Here is a 16,211-nt window from a genome sequence, read left to right as displayed (position 1 = left end):
AAGCCCCGTTCAGCAGACGCCACGCCGTAGTGCTGTTCACCCTCGTGGCCCGCCCATCACCGGCAGGATCACCCCGCTGATGTAACTGGCACAGGCCGGCGAGGCCAGGAACACGTAGGCCGGCGACAGTTCCTCGGGCTGTGCAGGCCGGCCCATGTCGCTGTCCTTGCCAAATTCCGCCACGTCCTGCGCCGGCTTGTCGGCCGGGTTGAGCGGCGTCCATACCGGCCCCGGCGCCACGCAGTTGACCCGGATGCCGCGCGGCAGCAGCTGGCTGGCCAGCGATTTGGTGAACGCGTGGATCGCGCCCTTGGTCGCCGAGTAATCGATCAGCGCCTTGCTGCCGAAGATTCCCGTTTCCGAACCGGTGTTGATGATGCTGGCGCCCTCGCCCAGATGCGGCAGCACCGCGCGCGCCATCTGGACGTACCCGCCGATGTTGGTCTGCAGGGTCTCCTGCAGGTGCGCGTCTTCCAGGTCTTCCAGCCGCTCGCAGTGCAGCTGGAACGCGGCGTTGTTGACCAGGATATCGATGCCGCCGAAGGCCTTGGCCACCTGCTTCACCGCTTCGTCGCAGAAGCGCGGATCGCGCACGTCACCGGCGATCACCACGCAGCGACCGCCTTCGCGCTCCACGTGCTGGCGGGTGATGTCCGCGTCCTCGGCCTCGTCCAGGTGCAGCACGGCCACGTCGGCACCTTCGCGTGCGAACAGCACCGCCACCGCGCGGCCGATGCCGGAATCGCCACCGGTGACGATCGCACGCATGCCCTGCAGTTTGCCGCTGCCGGTGTAGTCGGGTGCAAGGAAACGCGGCGCCAGCTCCAGTTCGTGTTCGTGCCCGGGCTTGGCCAGCTGCTGCGCCGGCATCGCCTCCGGCTGGCGTCGTGCTCCGGCCTGGGTCGCGGTCTTCTTTGTTGCCTTCTTGGTTGCCTTCTTGGCCGCACGGGCGTCCTTGGCCTTCTCCTGGTCCTGCAGGCGCCGCTGCCGTGCCGCAACGCGGGCGGCGCGGGGATCGCTGGCGGCTGCCTTGCGGGTTGCAGTCTTCACCACGCGCGGGCGATCGGGGTCGGCGATGGTCCTGGTTGCAGTGCTGCCTTTGCGCACCTTGGGTGAGGCTTTGCGGCGGGCGGGGGTTTTCCTGGTGGTGGCCATGCAGGTCTCCTCGGGGGGGGGAATGGGATTGCCGGCCAGCGGCCGGCACTACCGGGCGCATGCGCCGCAGTACCGGGGGCGGCATCCGCCGCTCCTGCAGTGTCTCCACCCCTGCTGTTGGCGGCAGTGAGTGCGCCGTGTCCATGATGTGCACGGCATTCATTCCGCCACCACGTGCGCCGTCGCACCCTGCACGCAATCACACAAGGAACGCCTTCATGAAACACGCCATCGCCACCGCCGCCGTCTGCTTTGCCCTCGCCGCCTGCAGCAGCACACCGGTGGCCCAGGTACAGCCGATCGACGGTGTGATTTCCGGCCAGTGCCACAGCGACAGGGTGCGCGGTGCACTTGGCCTGGCCGCGTCGGACGCCACCGTCGCACGCGCACGGGTGGACAGCGACAGCCTGCACGTACGGGTGCTGCGCCACGACGGCCCGCGGGTGCCGCCGGCCAGCGAAGGCGGCGACCGCCTGACCATCGAAAAGGGCCGTACCAACAACATCACCGCGATCTACTGCGGCTGAGCCGGCGCGCCCTGCGCAGCACGCGCAGGGTCGCCTGTTCCCACTGGCGCGGCCCACGCAGGCCGGCCAGCGTGGCCAGTTCGCCGCGCTCCCAGCCGGCGAACACGCAGGGGTCGATATAGGCCTTGCGGCACACCGCCGGGGTATTGCCCAACAGCGACGCCACTTCGCACACCACCGCGCGCTGCGCCTGCGCCAGTGCGCGCTGGCTGGCCGGTTCCGGCAGTTCGGTGGCGGCGAACGCCTGCACCGCCGCAACCGTCCCGCCCCAGGTGCGGAAATCCTTGGCAGTGAAGTCCTCGCCCATCACCTCGCGCAGGTAGTCGTTCACCGCGCCGGAGTCGACCGGCTGCAGCGCACCGTCGTCATCGCGGTACTGGAACAGGGCCTGCCCCGGCAGCTGCTGCAGGCGCCGCACCAGCAGCCCCAGCCTGCGGTCGCCCACGGTGACCTCCTGCAGCTGCCCGGACTTGCCACGGAAGCGCATGCGCACGCGGCCACCGCGCAGCAGCTCCAGATGCCGGTTTCGCAGTGTGGTCAGTCCGAACGAACGGTTCTGCTGCGCATAGGTCTCATTGCCGACCCGCACCAGCGTGTCCGCCAACAGTGCGACCACCATGGCCAGCACCTTCTCCTTCGGGAAACCGGGGCGCTTGAGATCCCGCGACAGCCGCCGCCGCAGCGTAGGCAACGCCTCGCCAAAGGCGATGATGCGGTCGAACTTGCCGGCATCGCGCTCCCGGGCCCAATCGGGGTGGTAACGGTACTGCTTGCGACCGCGCGCATCACGACCGGTGGCCTGCAGGTGGCCGTTGGCATGGACGCAGATCCACACCGCGGTGTAGGCCGGTGGGATCGCCAGTGCGCGGATGCGTTGCAGGGTGGTGGCGTCGCGTATCGCGTGGCCATCAGCATCGCGGTAGCTGAAGCCCTTGCCGGCGCGGCGCCGGCTGATGCCCGGCTGGGTGTCGTCGACATAGCGCAGGCCGGCCGCGCGCGCTGCCTGTCGTTCGGGGGTGGAGGGAGTTGGCATGTCTCCAGTGTCGCCGTCGCCATGCCGCGATCCTGTCGATAACACAAGACAAACACGTGAGGGCCGGTTCGCCGCTATGCTCGGGTCTTCACAACCCCTTCCGGAGTCATGATGTCGTTCCCGATTCGCGCCCGTTCGCTCTCCGCCCTGTTGCTGCCGGCCGTGCTGGCCCTGACCGCCTGCCAGGCACCGGCGCTGGATGAACAGGATTCGGCCACCGCCCACGCCCAGCAGGCCGCCGAAGCAGCCAAGGCGCCGGCCGACGACGCCGGCAAGGCTACCGAGGCTCCGCCGGTCGGCACCTGCGATGCCAGCCAGGTACAGAGCCTGGTCGGCCAGGCCTACACCGATGCCCTCGGCAAGCAGGCACAGGAAGATGCAGGTGCCAGCCAGGTGCGCGTGCTCAAGCCCAATGATGTGGCCACGATGGAGTTCCTCGGCGACCGCCTGAACATCGAAGTGGACGACAAGGGCGCCGTCAGCGGCGTGCGTTGCGGCTGAGTCCCGCCCCGCGCCGGCACTGGGTTGCCGGCGCGTTCCGTTGCACCTGCAACCGTGTATTGCGGCGTTGCAGCAACCTGTGATCTAGTCGAGGCATCCGGTGGCCTCACGATGCGCTCCAGGGAATGAGCGGGGACGAGTGTCGCCGCCAACCCTATACGCATCGAGGTAGAGATGGCCCCCCGCAACCGCCAAGGGCTTTACGACCCGCGCTCCGAGCGCGATGCCTGTGGCTTTGGCATGGTCGCCCAGCTCGACGATCAACCATCGCGCCTGTTGGTTGATACCGCCATCGCCGCGCTTTCGCGCATGACCCACCGTGGCGGTGTCGCCGCCGATGGCCTGACCGGTGATGGCTGCGGCCTGCTGCTGCGCCGCCCCGATGCGTTCCTGAAACTGCTGGCCAGCGAAGCCGGCTTCACCACCGCCGCGCGTTTCGCCGCCGGCCTGGTATTCCTGCCGCATGACGCCGACGCTGCGCAGGCCTGCCGCGCGCAGCTGCAGGCGCAGGTGGAAGCGGTGGGCTGCAAGGTCGCTGGCTGGCGCGAGGTACCGACCGACGACAGCGTCTGCGGCCAACTGGCGCGCGACACGCTGCCGCGCATCGAGCAGGTGTTCGTCGATGCCGGGGTTGGCCAGGATGATGCCGGCTTCGCACTGGCGCTGTTCCTGGCCCGTCGCCGCAGCGAACAGCAACTGCGCGAACAGGCCGACTTCTACGTCGCCACCCTCACCCCGGATGCGATCAGCTACAAGGGCATGGTGCTGCCGGACAAGCTCAGCCGCTTCTTCCCGGACCTGCAGCGCCGCGAGCTGGCCTCCAGCGCGATCGTGTTCCACCAGCGCTTCTCGACCAACACGCTGCCGCGCTGGCCGCTCGCCCACCCGTTCCGCATGCTCGCCCACAACGGCGAGATCAACACCATCGAAGGCAATCGCCGCTGGGCGCAGGCGCGCAGCAAGGTGTGGAAGACGCCGCGCTTTGACATCGCCGAATTCGACCCGGTGATCTCCATGCACGGCTCGGACTCGCAGAGCCTGGACAACATGCTGGAGCTGATGGTCGCCGGTGGCATGGAGCTGATCCAGGCGCTGCGCATCCTGGTGCCGCCGGCCACCCAGTCGCTGGAGTTCAAGGACCCGGACCTGGCCGCGTTCTACGAGTTCCACGGCCTGAACAGCGAGCCGTGGGATGGCCCGGCCGGCATCGTCGCCTGCGACAGCCGCTATGCGGTGTGTACGCTGGACCGCAACGGCCTGCGCCCGGCGCGCTGGATGCTGACCGCCGACCGCCACTTCCTGGTCGCCTCCGAGGCCGGCGTCTGGGAAGTGCCAACCGAGCGCGTGGTGCGCAAGGGCAAGCTCGGCCCCGGCGAGATGGTCGCCATCGACCTCAAGCGCGGCGACCTGCTCGACTCCGACGCGGTGGACCGCATCAACCGTGGCCGTGCGCCGTACAAGCAGTGGCTGCAGCAGGGCGTCACCTACCTGCAGACCGAGCTGATCGATCCCTCGCTGGTGGAGGAACCCTTCGACGAAGCCACCCTGCGCAGCTACCACAAGCTCTACCAGCTCAGCAGCGAGGAAGTGGAGCAGGTGCTGCGGCCGCTGGCCGAGACCGAGCAGGAAGCCAGCGGCTCGATGGGCGACGACACGCCGATAGCCGTGCTGAGCCAGCGCAGCCGCCCGCTGTACGACTATTTCCGCCAGGCCTTCGCGCAGGTCACCAACCCGCCGATCGATCCGCTGCGCGAAGACTGCGCGATGTCCCTGTCCACCCAGCTCGGCAAGGAGACCAACATCTTCCATGCCGGCCCGGAGACGGTGAACCACGTCATCCTCAACTCGCCGGTGCTGAGCCAGCGCAAGCTGCGCCAGCTGCTGAAGATGGAGCAGTACGTGCAGGCCAACCGCCTACTCGACCTGTCCTACAGCGAGGACGAGGGCCTGCGCGCCGGCATCGAGCGCATCTGTGCCGAGGCCGAACAGGCCGCGCGCGATGGCATGGTGATGCTGCTGCTGTCCGACCGCTACCCGGTGGCCGGGCGGCCGATGGTGCATGCGCTGCTGGCCACCAGTGCCATCCATCACCACCTGTCGCGGCTGGGCCTGCGCTGCGACGTGAATCTCATCGTCGAGACCGGCACCGCGCGCGACCCGCACCACATGGCCTGCCTGCTCGGCTTCGGTGCCACCGCGGTATACCCGTACCTGGCCTACCAGACCCTGTTCGACCTGGGCCGCCGCGGCATCCTCAAGCTGAGCAAGGGCGGTGAGCAGTCGCAGATCGGCCGCCGCTACCGCAAGGGTGTCTACAAGGGCCTGTCGAAGATCATCTCGAAGATGGGCATCTGTACCGTGGCCAGCTACCGCGGCGCGCAGCTGTTCGAGATCATCGGCCTGGAACCGGAAGTGGTGGACCTGTGCTTCCCGGATACCGCCTCGCGCATCGGTGGTGCTGGCTTCGCGCGCCTGGATGCCGACGCACGCGAGCTGTGCGTGCAGGCCTGGGACGCGCAGCAGGACGTGGACGTGGGCGGCCTGCTGAAGTACGTGCACGGCGGCGAGTACCACATGTACAACCCGGACGTGGTCACCACCCTGCAGCGCGCGGCGCGCAGCGGTGACCCGCGTGCCTGGCAGCAGTACTGCGATGCCGTGCACGCACGGCCGCCGTCGGCGCTGCGCGACCTGCTGGAACTGGTGCCGGCGGCCACGCCGGTAGCGCTGGAAGAGGTGGCTCCGGCCAGTACCCTGTTCCCGCGCTTCGATACTGCGGCGATCAGCCTGGGCGCACTGTCGCCGGAAGCACATGAAGCATTGGCCATTGCCATGAACCGCCTCGGCGGCCGCAGCAATTCCGGCGAAGGCGGCGAGGATCCCGCCCGCTATGGCACCGCAAAGCGTAGCAAGATCAAGCAGGTCGCCTCGGGCCGCTTCGGCGTCACCGCTGAGTACTTGGTCAACGCCGAAGTGCTGCAGATCAAGGTCGCGCAGGGCGCCAAGCCCGGCGAGGGCGGCCAGCTGCCGGGCCACAAGGTGAACGAACTGATCGCGCGCCTGCGCTATGCCCGGCCCGGGATCGGCCTGATCTCGCCGCCGCCGCACCACGACATCTATTCGATCGAAGACCTGGCGCAGCTGATCTACGACCTCAAGCAGGTCAACCCGACCGCGCTGGTGTCGGTGAAGCTGGTCAGCCATGCCGGCGTGGGTACGATCGCCGCCGGCGTGGTGAAGGCCGGTGCCGACCTGATCACCATCTCCGGCCATGACGGTGGCACCGGAGCCTCGCCGGTCAGCTCGATCCGCTATGCCGGCGTGCCGTGGGAGCTGGGCGTGGCCGAAGCGCACCAGGCGCTGCTGGCCAACGACCTGCGCGGGCGCACCCTGCTGCAGACCGATGGTGGCCTGAAGACCGGACTGGACGTGGTCAAGGCCGCGCTGCTGGGCGCGGACAGCTTCGGCTTCGGCACCGCGCCGATGATCGTGCTGGGCTGCAAGTACCTGCGTATCTGCCACCTCAACAACTGCGCCACCGGCGTGGCCACCCAGGACGAGCGCCTGCGCGAGAACCACTTCACCGGCCAGCCCGAACGCGTGGAGAACTTCTTCCGCCTGCTGGCCGAGGAAGTGCGCGGCTGGCTGGCGTACCTGGGTGCACGTTCGCTGGAAGAGATCGTCGGCCGTACCGACTTGCTGCGGCAGATCGAGGCCGCGCCCCGCGATGGCGTGCGTGTGGACCTGTCGCGCCTGCTGGCCGATGCCCGTTACGAGGGCAGCCACTGCGCCGCCCAGCGCCTGTACGAATCGCCGGACAGCCTGGCCACACAGATGGACGGCCTGCTTGCCCAAGCCATCGAACACAAGCGCGGCGGCGAGCATCGCTTCCTGATCCACAACACCGACCGCAGCATCGGCACGCGCCTGGCCGGTGCGGTGGCGCGCGCGCACGGCAACCAGGGCATGGCCGAGGCACCGCTGGAACTGCGCTTCCGTGGCAGTGCCGGGCAGAGCTTCGGCGCGTTCAACGTGGGCGGCCTGCATCTGGAAGTGGAAGGCGAAGCCAACGACTACGTCGGCAAGGGCATGGCCGGCGGCCGCCTGGTGGTGCGCCCGCCGCGTGGCGCGCGCTTCGAAGCGCGCAGCACCGCGATCATCGGCAACACCTGCCTGTACGGCGCCACCGGTGGCGAGCTGTTCGCCGCTGGCCGCGCCGGCGAGCGTTTCGCGGTACGCAATTCCGGCGCGCTGGCGGTGGTGGAAGGTGCCGGTGACCACTGCTGCGAGTACATGACCGACGGCGTGGTGCTGGTACTGGGCAAGGTCGGCCTGAACTTCGGTGCCGGCTTCACCGGTGGCCTGGCCTACGTGCTGGACGTCGACCGCGATTTCGTCGACCGCTACAACCACGAGCTGATCGACATCCATCGCGTCTCCGCCGAGGGCTTCGAGAACTACCGCCAGCACCTGCACCGCCTGATCGGCCGCCACCGCGAGCTGACCGGCAGCATCTGGGCGCAGCAGATCCTGGACGAGTTCCGCGATTACATCGGCAAGTTCTGGCTGGTCAAACCGAAGGCCGCCAGCATCGAGTCGCTGACCGAAACCCTGCGACGCGCCGCGTAACGGTAGTGCCGGCCGCTGGCCGGCAACCCAGGACCACGTAGTGCCGGCCGCTGGCCGGCAACCGCAAAACACCACAGAGCCCGCCATGAGCCGCAAGCACGCCTTCCAGTTCCTCGACCTGCCCCGCAGCATGCCGCAGCGCATTCCGGTGGAACTGCGCACGTCCGGCGACTGGGGTGAGTTGTACGGCAAGTTCGGTAAGGAAGATGCCCAGTACCAGGCCGGTCGCTGCCTGGACTGCGGCAACCCCTACTGCAGCTGGAAGTGCCCGGTGCACAACGCCATTCCACAGTGGCTGCAGCTGGTGCAGGAAAACCGCATCCACGAAGCGGCCACGCTGTGCCACAGCACCAACCCGCTGCCGGAAGTGTGCGGACGGGTCTGCCCGCAGGACCGGCTGTGCGAAGGGAGCTGCACACTGGAGGAATTCGGCGCAGTCACCATCGGCGCGGTCGAGAAGTACATCGTTGATACCGCGCTGGCCACGGGCTGGCGCCCGGACCTGGGCGCGGTGCAGCCGACCGGCCACAGCGTGGCGGTGATCGGCGCCGGCCCGGCCGGGCTGGCCTGTGCCGACCGTCTGGCGCGCGCCGGCATTGCCGCCGTGGTCTACGACCGCTACGAGCAGATCGGCGGCCTGCTGCAGTTCGGCATTCCCAGCTTCAAGCTGGACAAGGATGTGATCCACCGCCGCCGCGAAGTGCTCGAGGGCATGGGCGTGCAGTTCCGCCTCGGTGTGGAGATCGGCCGTGACCTCAGCGTGCAGCAGCTGCTGGACGGCCACGATGCGGTGTTCGTCGGTACCGGTGCCTACCGCTATACCGACGGTGGCCTCGACGGCCAGGACCTGAAGGGCGTGCTGCCGGCACTGCCGTTCCTGGTGCAGAACAGCCGCATCGTCGGCGGCGATGATCCGAAGGGCCGGCCGATTGCCGGCTGGGAAGACAGCATCGCCCTGCCCGACCTCAACGGCAAGCGCGTGGTGGTGCTGGGCGGCGGTGATACCGGCATGGACTGCGTGCGCAGCGCGGTGCGGCTGGGCGCGGCCAAGGTCACCTGTGCCTACCGCCGCGACGAAGCCAACATGCCCGGCAGCGCGCGCGAAGTGGCCAATGCGCGCGAGGAAGGCGTGCGCTTCCTGTTCAACCGCCAGCCGCTGTCGATCGAAGCCGGCGCCGACGATGAGGTGATCGGCGTGACCGTGGTCGAAACCCGGCTGGGTGAGCCCGATGCCAATGGCCGCCAGAATGCGGTGCCGATCGACGGCAGCGAATCGCTGCTGGAGGCCGATGTGGTGATCATCGCCTTCGGCTTCTCGCCAACCGTGCCGGCGTGGCTGGCCGAGCACGGCGTGGAAGGCCGGTCCAACGGCCGCATCGTGGCTGGCGGCAAGGACCGCCTGCCATTCCAGACCGCGCACCCGCGTCTGTTCGCCGGCGGTGACGCAGTGCGTGGCGCCGACCTGGTGGTGACCGCCGTGGCCGAAGGTCGCGACGCCGCCGCCAGCATCATCCGCCTACTGGCGCACTGATTCCGGCGCCAGCAGCACGGCCAGCAAGCCCCGCAGTTCCTGCGCCGCCACCGGCTTGGCCAGGAAATGATCGATGCCCGCTTCGCGGCAGGCCTCGCGGGTGCGATCCAGCGCGCTGGCCGTGAGCGCGATGATCGGGACCTGCGCGCGAACCGCGCAGGCGTCGGCGCGGATGGCCCGTGCCAAGGCAAAGCCATCCATGTGCGGCATGTGGCAGTCGGTGATGACCAGGTCGAACGCCCGCGCCTGCCAGGCCTCGAAGGCCTGGCGACCATCGGTGCAGGCGTGCACCTGCAGACCCAGATCATGCAGGCGCTGCTCCAGCAGATGCAGGTTGGTGGGGTGATCTTCAGCTACCAGCACCCGCGCCGACGACAGTGGCCGCGCCGCCTCTGCCGGAAGCGGCAATGCCTCGGCAGGCAACTCACAGGCGTCCAGATCCAGTTCCAGCCACACGGTGGTGCCCTTGCCTGGCGCGCTGCGCAGGCACAGTTCTGCTTTCATCGATGCAGCCAGTTCACGGCAGATCGCCAGGCCCAGGCCGCTGCCGCCGAAACGGCGCGTTGTCGATGCCTCGGCCTGGGTGTAGGCAGCGAACACCGCCTGTTGCCGTTCCGGGCTGATGCCCACCCCGCTGTCACTGACCTGCAGGCGAAGACGTTGGCCGCGATCGTGCTGCTGCAGCACCTGCACCTGCAGATCCACGCCGCCATGCTCGGTGAACTTGAGCGCGTTGCCGGCAAGGTTGAACAGGATCTGGCGCAGACGCAGGCCGTCGGCCAGCGATCCGGCCTGCAATTCCGGATCAAGTTCGATCCGCAGATGCAGGCCCCGGCTGGCCGCCACCGGCATCAGCAACTGCTGCACCGCGCGCACCAGTGCCGCCAAGCTCGTGGGTCGCAGCTGCAGCGGCAGTGCCTGCAGCCGTTGGCTGTGCAGCACGTCGTCCAGGATCTGCCGCAGCATCTGGGCAGCATCACCCACGGTCACCAGGACCTGTTGCTGGCGATGATCCAGATCGCTGTCCTCCAACCGCTCGAGCATGCCCAGCAGGGTGCTCATCGGCGTACGGATCTCGTGGCTCATGGTTGCCAGGAAGTGGGCCTTGGCCAGCGCTGCCTGCTCGGCCGCACGGCGCGCCTCGGCCAGCGCATGGGTGCGCGCCTGCACTCCGCTTACGTCGATCCAGTAGCCACTCCACTCGACGTCGCCGCTGTCCAGGGACAGCGGCCGTCCATGCGAGTGGACCCAGCGCCAGCCTAGTGGCGAGCGCGTGCGGAAGGTGACATCGATCGGGCCCCGCGCCAGGGCAGCGGCGTCGACGGTGTCCATCAGCCGCGAGCGATCATCGGGATGAACCGCTGCCAGCAGGCGCTGATGATCGATCAGGGCGGTTTCCACGCTGATTCCGAACAACGCCTGCACGTCGCCTGCGATCTGGGGAAAGCTGTAGTGGCCGGTGGCAGAGCGACGCGCCTGATAGACCACCGCTGGCAGGTTCGAGGTCACCTCCTGCAGGCGTTGCGCAGCCACGCGGCGACGCTCGCTCTCGCGATGCACGCGCCAATAGCCGAAGGCGTACACCAGCATGAGCGCCAGCAGGGTCAGCGAGGCCGGCACCAGCCAGCGCAGGGGGGACGCAGGGGGCGGGTGTCGCGGCTGGTTCGGCAGCCAGGCCGTGCGGATCGCCTCGCGTTCGTTCGCGGTCAGCTGCGACACGGCCCGCTCGAACACCGGGATGACGTCGGCGCAGGCGGGCACGGTGGCCAGCACCGGCGCGTCGTCGATTCCGGCCGGCGCAGCGATTACCAGCGGCTCGCCCCGATAGTGGCGCAACGCGGCCTCGACCTCTCCAAGATTGGCGACCACGGCATCGACCAGGCCCGTGCCCAGCAGTGACAGGGCGTCGTCGATGGGGGCGGGGGGCAACAGCTGCACGCCAGATGCCTGTTCGGTCAGCGCCCCGACCAGCGACAGCGGGTCGGGACTGGCCACGGTGCCTCCGCGCAACGCCTCCAGACCCAGCACCGGCGATGCATCCCGGCGCCGCACGATGACCTGTGGCAGCTGCACGTAGGGCGCACTGGCCACCCACCCCGTCGGCAACTGCGAGCGCGACCAGCCCAGCAGTGCCTGGACGTCGGGCGGCACCGTTCCCTCGGCGATGGCGGCGGTTGGCAATGGCTGCATCTGCAGTGGTCGCTGCGCGCCCAGCAGCTTCAGGTACTGCGCGCTGAGCCCGCGCGGCTGGCCCTGCTCGCTGGAGGACAACGGCGCGCGGTCGGCGGGCCAGGCAATGCGCAGCGGCGTCCTGCAATCCGCAGCGGCGGCCAGGGCAGGCAACAGCAGGCCGGCCACGACCGCGGTGGCGGCACGCAGGCCAGCGGCGTTCACGATGGGCATCCTCTTCTGGCGGGCGGAATGAACGGCCGCGCAGCGGTACCGCTGCCTCTTACGCTAGCGGCGCGTGGACGGGGCGCAATGAAGAAAGTTGTAGAAACGCCAAGATAGGTGAATGGCGACATACACTGCCGCTTTCACCCGTCTCTGCGGAGCATTCGATGCGCATCGGCCTGGCTGCCAACCGTCTCCATCACCACGACGCGCGCGCCGCCCTGTTCCGCTGGCTGCGCGTCAGCGAACCCGGCCTGCGCGAGCTGGGCGTGTCGCTGCACGCGGTCGGCCGCACCCATGACGCGATACAGCGTCAGGGCTTCCTGACCGGATACGCGGGCCTGCATCGCTACCCCTACGGTCGCGAGGGTGGCTTGATGAAGCTGGTGGCCGAGGTGGTTGGCATGGGGCCGGATCGGACACTGGATGGCGCGGTCTACCTGATCGATCCGGTCGATCCATCCTCGGTGTTTCCGGAAGCCACGGCGCTGAAGCGGCAGTGCGTGATCCACGGCAAGCCTTTCATTTCCACCGTGGCCACCGCGCGCGACTGGATCGAGGTGGAACGCATCCATGCCGGACTGGTTGCCGATGCTGGCGCCGACGACCTGCATGCGTTCGAAGGACAGACGCTGGCGCTGATCGCGCACGACGCGATGAAGCCGGCGATGCTGGCCTTCGCCGATGAGCACTTCGATGTGCTGGCGCGGTTCGGTGAGCGGGTGGCAACCGGAACCACCGGCCAGCGCTTGAACGAGCTGGCGTGGAGCCGTGGCTGGCCCAGCGATACGCCCTGGGTGACGCGCTACCAGAGCGGCCCGATGGGCGGCGATGCGCAGATTGCCGACCGGGTACTGGAAGGGCGCTGCCAGCGCGCGATCTTCTTCGAGGATCCGCACGTGGCGCGCCAGCATGAGGCGGATATCCAGCTGCTGGAGCGCGCGGTGACGACGGTGACCGACCAGGCGGTGTGCATTACGGCGCCGCGGGTGGCGGCGCGCTGGGCGGCGGCGGCGGCGTTGCGGGCGAGGTGAGGATTTCGGCCAACGGCTGAGTCCCTCGTGGTGGGTGGTATCCGAAGGCAAAGCCCTGCTTGGCCGGGCGGGGTGGATTGCGCAGGGGTCGCTGCAAGTACGTCCTTGTAAGCTCGGTCGCCGCATCCATGCGGCTCACGCCCCTGCGCAACCCACCCCGCCCGGCCACGGACCGATTCCGGTGTGCCCACCACGGAAGAAAGAAAAGAAGAGCAGGCGCGGGTCGCGCGCTGCGCGCGCTCCATGGCGCGTTGCCATGGTGGGGAATGCCCATTCTTTGCGCAGCATCGGGCTTGCTCGACCGCTCAGCACACGCTCTGGAGTGAAGCCCCTTCTGTTGAAGGGGCGCGCCGAAGGCGGGGGTAGAGGAAGAATGCGTGGGCAACTCCTGTAGCGCTGGCGCTACAGCAGTTGCCGCAGCATCGCCTTCAGTCGGCGGCCTTCCAGCTGGAAGTAGTCGCGCTGTTCGCGCCAGGCGGGGAAGCGTTGTTCCACTTCGTGCCAGAACGCGGGCGAGTGGTTGGGCTGGATCAGGTGGCAGAGCTCGTGCACCAGCACATACTCGAACGCTTCCGAACGACCGAGCACGAGGGCCAGGTCCAGTGCCATGCTGCCATCGGGGGCGAGCGAGCCCCATTGCGAGGACATCACCTTCAATCGCAGGCGGCTGGGTGCGCGCGGCAGTGTGGGCAGGTACTTCGGCAGCCAGCGGCCGACGTCGGCGCGGGTCTGTGCTTCGTAGAACTCGCGCAGCAGGCGACGCAGGGTGGCGTCACCACCACGTGTCGGCCACTGCACGCAGGCGCCGTGTGCGTCGATCTCCAGGCGCGCGTAGCGGCCTTCCTGCCAGCGCAGCGGCAACAGTTCGCCGCGCAGGGGCAGCACGCCGTCTTCGCCCGGCTGCAGCGGTGCCGGCAGGTCCTGGCCCTGGTACTGGCGCAGCTGCAGTGCCAGCCAGTCGCGGTGCTGTTCCAGGAAGCGTTCGCCCATCACCAGGCTTGCGCGCGGCGGCAGGGTCAGGCGTGCACCGCGTTCGTCCACGCTCAGCTTGATCCGGCGCGCACGCGGATCACGCACGCGCAGTACCTCGATCTCGGCATCCTCCAGGCGCAGGCGAACAGTGTCGCGCTGTACGGTGGCGGGCGGGGTCGGGCTGATCAGGCGGCGCAGCAGACGGCTCATGCGCCCAGCATAGCGCCGCTTCGGGCCGCCGGATGACCGGCGGCCGTCGGGCTGCCTGTTCAGTCAGCCTTGCTGAGCTTGAAGGCTTCTTCCAGCAACAGGAACAGACGGCGGATCTCGGCGCTCTGCAGGGCGAAGCGGGCGTCGAACTCGGCGCGGCGGCCGTCTTCGTCGGCATGCTCCAGCTGGTCCAGGGCACCGTCGAGGAACTTCAGCTTGCGCACGATCAGGTCGTCGCCGATGACGAAGGACAGGTTGTCTTCGAAGATCAGCGCCAGCTTGGTCACCTGCTTGCCGGCGTCCAGGTGCTTGTCGATCTCGTCGCAGCGCAGTTCCTGGTGCTGGCACTTGACCACCGCGCCGCCTTCCACCGGGTCCTTCATCTCGCACTCTTCGCCCAGGCTCAGCCCGGTCGGCAGCGGCTCGCCGGCGATCCAGCCGGTCAGGATCGAACGCGGCGCGACTTCGGCGTTCAGCGGCATCGCCGGGAAGCTGCCGAGCAGGCCGCGGATGTCGGACATGAAGTACTCGCCGGTCTTGCGGCTGGAGGTATCCACCGCCACGTAACCGTGCTGCAGGTCGATGAAGGCGTCGTTGCGCGAGGACTTCACGAAGGCGCGCGGCAGCAGTTCATGCAGCAGGTCGTCCTTCATCCGCTTGCGTTCGCGGCCACCCGGGCGGCGGCCTTCCTTCTCCTCGATCTCCTCCAGCTTGCGCTCGAGCAGGTCGTTGACCACCGCCGCCGGCAGGATCTTGTCCTCGCCGCCCACGGTCAGCCACAGGTGTTCGGCGATGCGGTGGGAGAGCAGTTCCTTCTCCTCGCGGCCGAACGGCGAGATGAAGCCGCGCGAATTCATTTCCAGTGCGCCGACCGGCTTCAGCAGGGCGTGCGGCAGCAGCGTGTCGACTTCGGAAAAATCGGTGGTGGTCGGGAAACGGAAGAACGTCAGGTTGCGAAAGAACATGGAATTCCGGATGGCAAAGAGGAAGGGCGACCGACCTTAAACGGTGGGCGTCTCGGGATCTGCGTCGGCGTCGGCCGGGGAACCGGCCAGCCAGGCATGGGCGTCAGGCAGCGGCGCGTCGTCGCGACGGCCCAGCGCCATGAAGTCGAACAGGGTGGTGTCGGCCAGCTGCGAGGGCCGGACTTCGCCCATGGCGCGCGCGATCTGCTCGATGCGGCCCGGGTGGTCCTTCTCCCACTGCTTCAGCATCAGGCCGACCTGGCGGCGCTGCAGGTTCTCCTGGCTGCCGCACAGGTTGCAGGGAATGATCGGGAACTGGCGTGCCTGCGCGTAGTCGACGATGTCGCTCTCGCGCACGTAGGCCAACGGCCGGATCACCACATGCTTGCCGTCATCGCTGCGCAGCTTCGGCGGCATGCCCGACAGCTTGGCGTGGTGGAACAGGTTCATGAAGAACGTGGCCACCATGTCGTCGCGGTGGTGGCCCAGCGCGATCTTGGTGAAGCCGTGGGTCTCAGCGTAGTTGTACAGCGCACCACGACGCAGGCGCGAGCACAGCGAACACATGGTCTTGCCTTCCGGGATGACCCGGCTGACCACCGAATAGGTGTCCTGCTCGATGATGTGGTACGGCACGCCCAGCCCGGCCAGGTACTCCGGCAGCACGTGCTCGGGGAAGTCCGGCTGCTTCTGGTCCAGGTTCACCGCCACCAGCTCGAACGGCACCGGCGCCTTCTTCTGCAGCTGCAGCAGCACGTCCAGCAGGGTGTAGCTGTCCTTGCCGCCGGACAGGCAGACCATCACCTTGTCGCCGGCCTCGATCATGCCGAAGTCGGCAATCGCCTCGCCGACCTGGCGGCGCAGGCGCTTGGCCAGCTTGTGCTGCTCGCGCTCGGCCACGCGCGGATCGCGGGCGGCGCGCGGCTGGGGATCGGGGAGGGAAATCACGGCACTCATGGGCTCCATTCTAACGGCTCGGAGCGGCCACGGCCGGGGGTCGGGATTCCCCTCTCCCGGCGGTCATCATCGCTGTGTATCCTCGAAGCCGTGGATACCTACGACCCCGCCGAGATTGTCGAACGCCTCGCCGCCCTGCGCGCCGAGCACCGCCTGCTGGATGAACAGATCACCCGCATGGCCGCCAACGGCGAGGATGAACTGGAATCCAAGCGCCTGAAGCGGCGCAAGCTGCAGTTGAAGGACTGCATTGCCAGGCTGGAAAGCCTGCAGATTCCCGACGAACCGGCCTAAAGACCGTCC

12 protein-coding genes are annotated in these 16,211 nt (G+C 68.4%); 6 read left to right on the top strand and 6 right to left on the bottom strand.

Annotated elements, in window-relative coordinates; genetic code table 11:
• Nucleotides 1-36 precede the first annotated feature (36 nt).
• Complete coding sequence (locus H4O10_RS14320) at nt 37-1,155, bottom strand: SDR family oxidoreductase (protein ID WP_033834582.1); 1,119 nt, start codon at nt 1,153-1,155, stop codon at nt 37-39.
• A 218-nt stretch (nt 1,156-1,373) separates the two neighbouring features.
• On the opposite strand from H4O10_RS14320, the gene H4O10_RS14315 reads away from it, so the two are divergent.
• Complete coding sequence (locus tag H4O10_RS14315; RefSeq protein WP_005407511.1) at nt 1,374-1,682, top strand: hypothetical protein; 309 nt, start codon at nt 1,374-1,376, stop codon at nt 1,680-1,682.
• Here the strand turns inward: H4O10_RS14315 and H4O10_RS14310 are convergent.
• Entirely contained in the window at nt 1,660-2,715 is a 1,056-nt protein-coding gene (locus H4O10_RS14310) for a DNA topoisomerase IB (protein WP_049455033.1), read from the bottom strand. The genes H4O10_RS14315 and H4O10_RS14310 overlap by 23 nt on opposite strands.
• A gap of 111 nt (nt 2,716-2,826) precedes the next feature.
• Here H4O10_RS14310 and H4O10_RS14305 point away from each other — a divergent pair, with 111 nt between their 5' ends.
• From H4O10_RS14305 to H4O10_RS14295, 3 genes are all read left to right on the top strand, one after another.
• The gene (locus H4O10_RS14305) at nt 2,827-3,216 is read left to right on the top strand and encodes an I78 family peptidase inhibitor (protein WP_005407509.1); all 390 of its coding nucleotides are present in this window, start codon (nt 2,827-2,829) and stop codon (nt 3,214-3,216) included.
• A gap of 174 nt (nt 3,217-3,390) precedes the next feature.
• Entirely contained in the window at nt 3,391-7,845 is a 4,455-nt protein-coding gene (gene gltB / locus H4O10_RS14300) for a glutamate synthase large subunit (RefSeq protein WP_049455035.1), read from the top strand.
• 85 nt (nt 7,846-7,930) lie between these two features.
• A complete protein-coding gene (locus H4O10_RS14295) occupies nt 7,931-9,376 on the top strand; it encodes an FAD-dependent oxidoreductase (protein ID WP_033834580.1) in 1,446 nt (481 codons plus the stop codon).
• Here the strand turns inward: H4O10_RS14295 and H4O10_RS14290 are convergent.
• A complete protein-coding gene (locus H4O10_RS14290) occupies nt 9,362-11,770 on the bottom strand; it encodes a response regulator (protein WP_049432634.1) in 2,409 nt (802 codons plus the stop codon). The two genes, H4O10_RS14295 and H4O10_RS14290, sit on opposite strands and share 15 nt — an antisense overlap.
• Before the next feature lie 167 nt (nt 11,771-11,937).
• On the opposite strand from H4O10_RS14290, the gene H4O10_RS14285 reads away from it, so the two are divergent.
• Nucleotides 11,938-12,804: a methylglyoxal synthase gene (locus H4O10_RS14285; RefSeq protein WP_033834579.1), complete on the top strand. Its 867-nt coding sequence runs from the start codon at nt 11,938-11,940 to the stop codon at nt 12,802-12,804.
• 402 nt (nt 12,805-13,206) lie between these two features.
• Here the strand turns inward: H4O10_RS14285 and H4O10_RS14280 are convergent, their stop codons facing one another.
• From H4O10_RS14280 to ttcA, 3 genes are read right to left on the bottom strand one after another with little or no spacing between them, the layout of a single operon-like run.
• Nucleotides 13,207-13,986 carry a SprT family zinc-dependent metalloprotease gene (locus H4O10_RS14280; RefSeq protein ID WP_033834578.1) on the bottom strand — a complete coding sequence of 260 codons (780 nt, stop codon included), beginning with the start codon at nt 13,984-13,986 and terminating at the stop codon, nt 13,207-13,209.
• Nucleotides 13,987-14,045: 59 nt separating this feature from the next.
• Nucleotides 14,046-14,951 (bottom strand): recombination-associated protein RdgC, encoded by a 906-nt coding sequence (locus H4O10_RS14275; protein ID WP_005411825.1) that lies wholly within the window; start codon nt 14,949-14,951, stop codon nt 14,046-14,048.
• Between the two features lie 36 nt (nt 14,952-14,987).
• A complete protein-coding gene (gene ttcA, locus H4O10_RS14270; protein WP_171956739.1) occupies nt 14,988-15,908 on the bottom strand; it encodes a tRNA 2-thiocytidine(32) synthetase TtcA in 921 nt (306 codons plus the stop codon).
• Between the two features lie 90 nt (nt 15,909-15,998).
• Here ttcA and H4O10_RS14265 point away from each other — a divergent pair, with 90 nt between their 5' ends.
• Nucleotides 15,999-16,202 (top strand): DUF465 domain-containing protein, encoded by a 204-nt coding sequence (locus tag H4O10_RS14265; protein ID WP_005411823.1) that lies wholly within the window; start codon nt 15,999-16,001, stop codon nt 16,200-16,202.
• Nucleotides 16,203-16,211: the final 9 nt, after the last annotated feature.

The organism is Stenotrophomonas sp. I18B00994, assembly GCF_014145825.1.
GTDB classification, from domain to species: domain Bacteria; phylum Pseudomonadota; class Gammaproteobacteria; order Xanthomonadales; family Xanthomonadaceae; genus Stenotrophomonas; species Stenotrophomonas maltophilia.
This window is presented reverse-complemented; position numbering and strand designations above follow the sequence as displayed.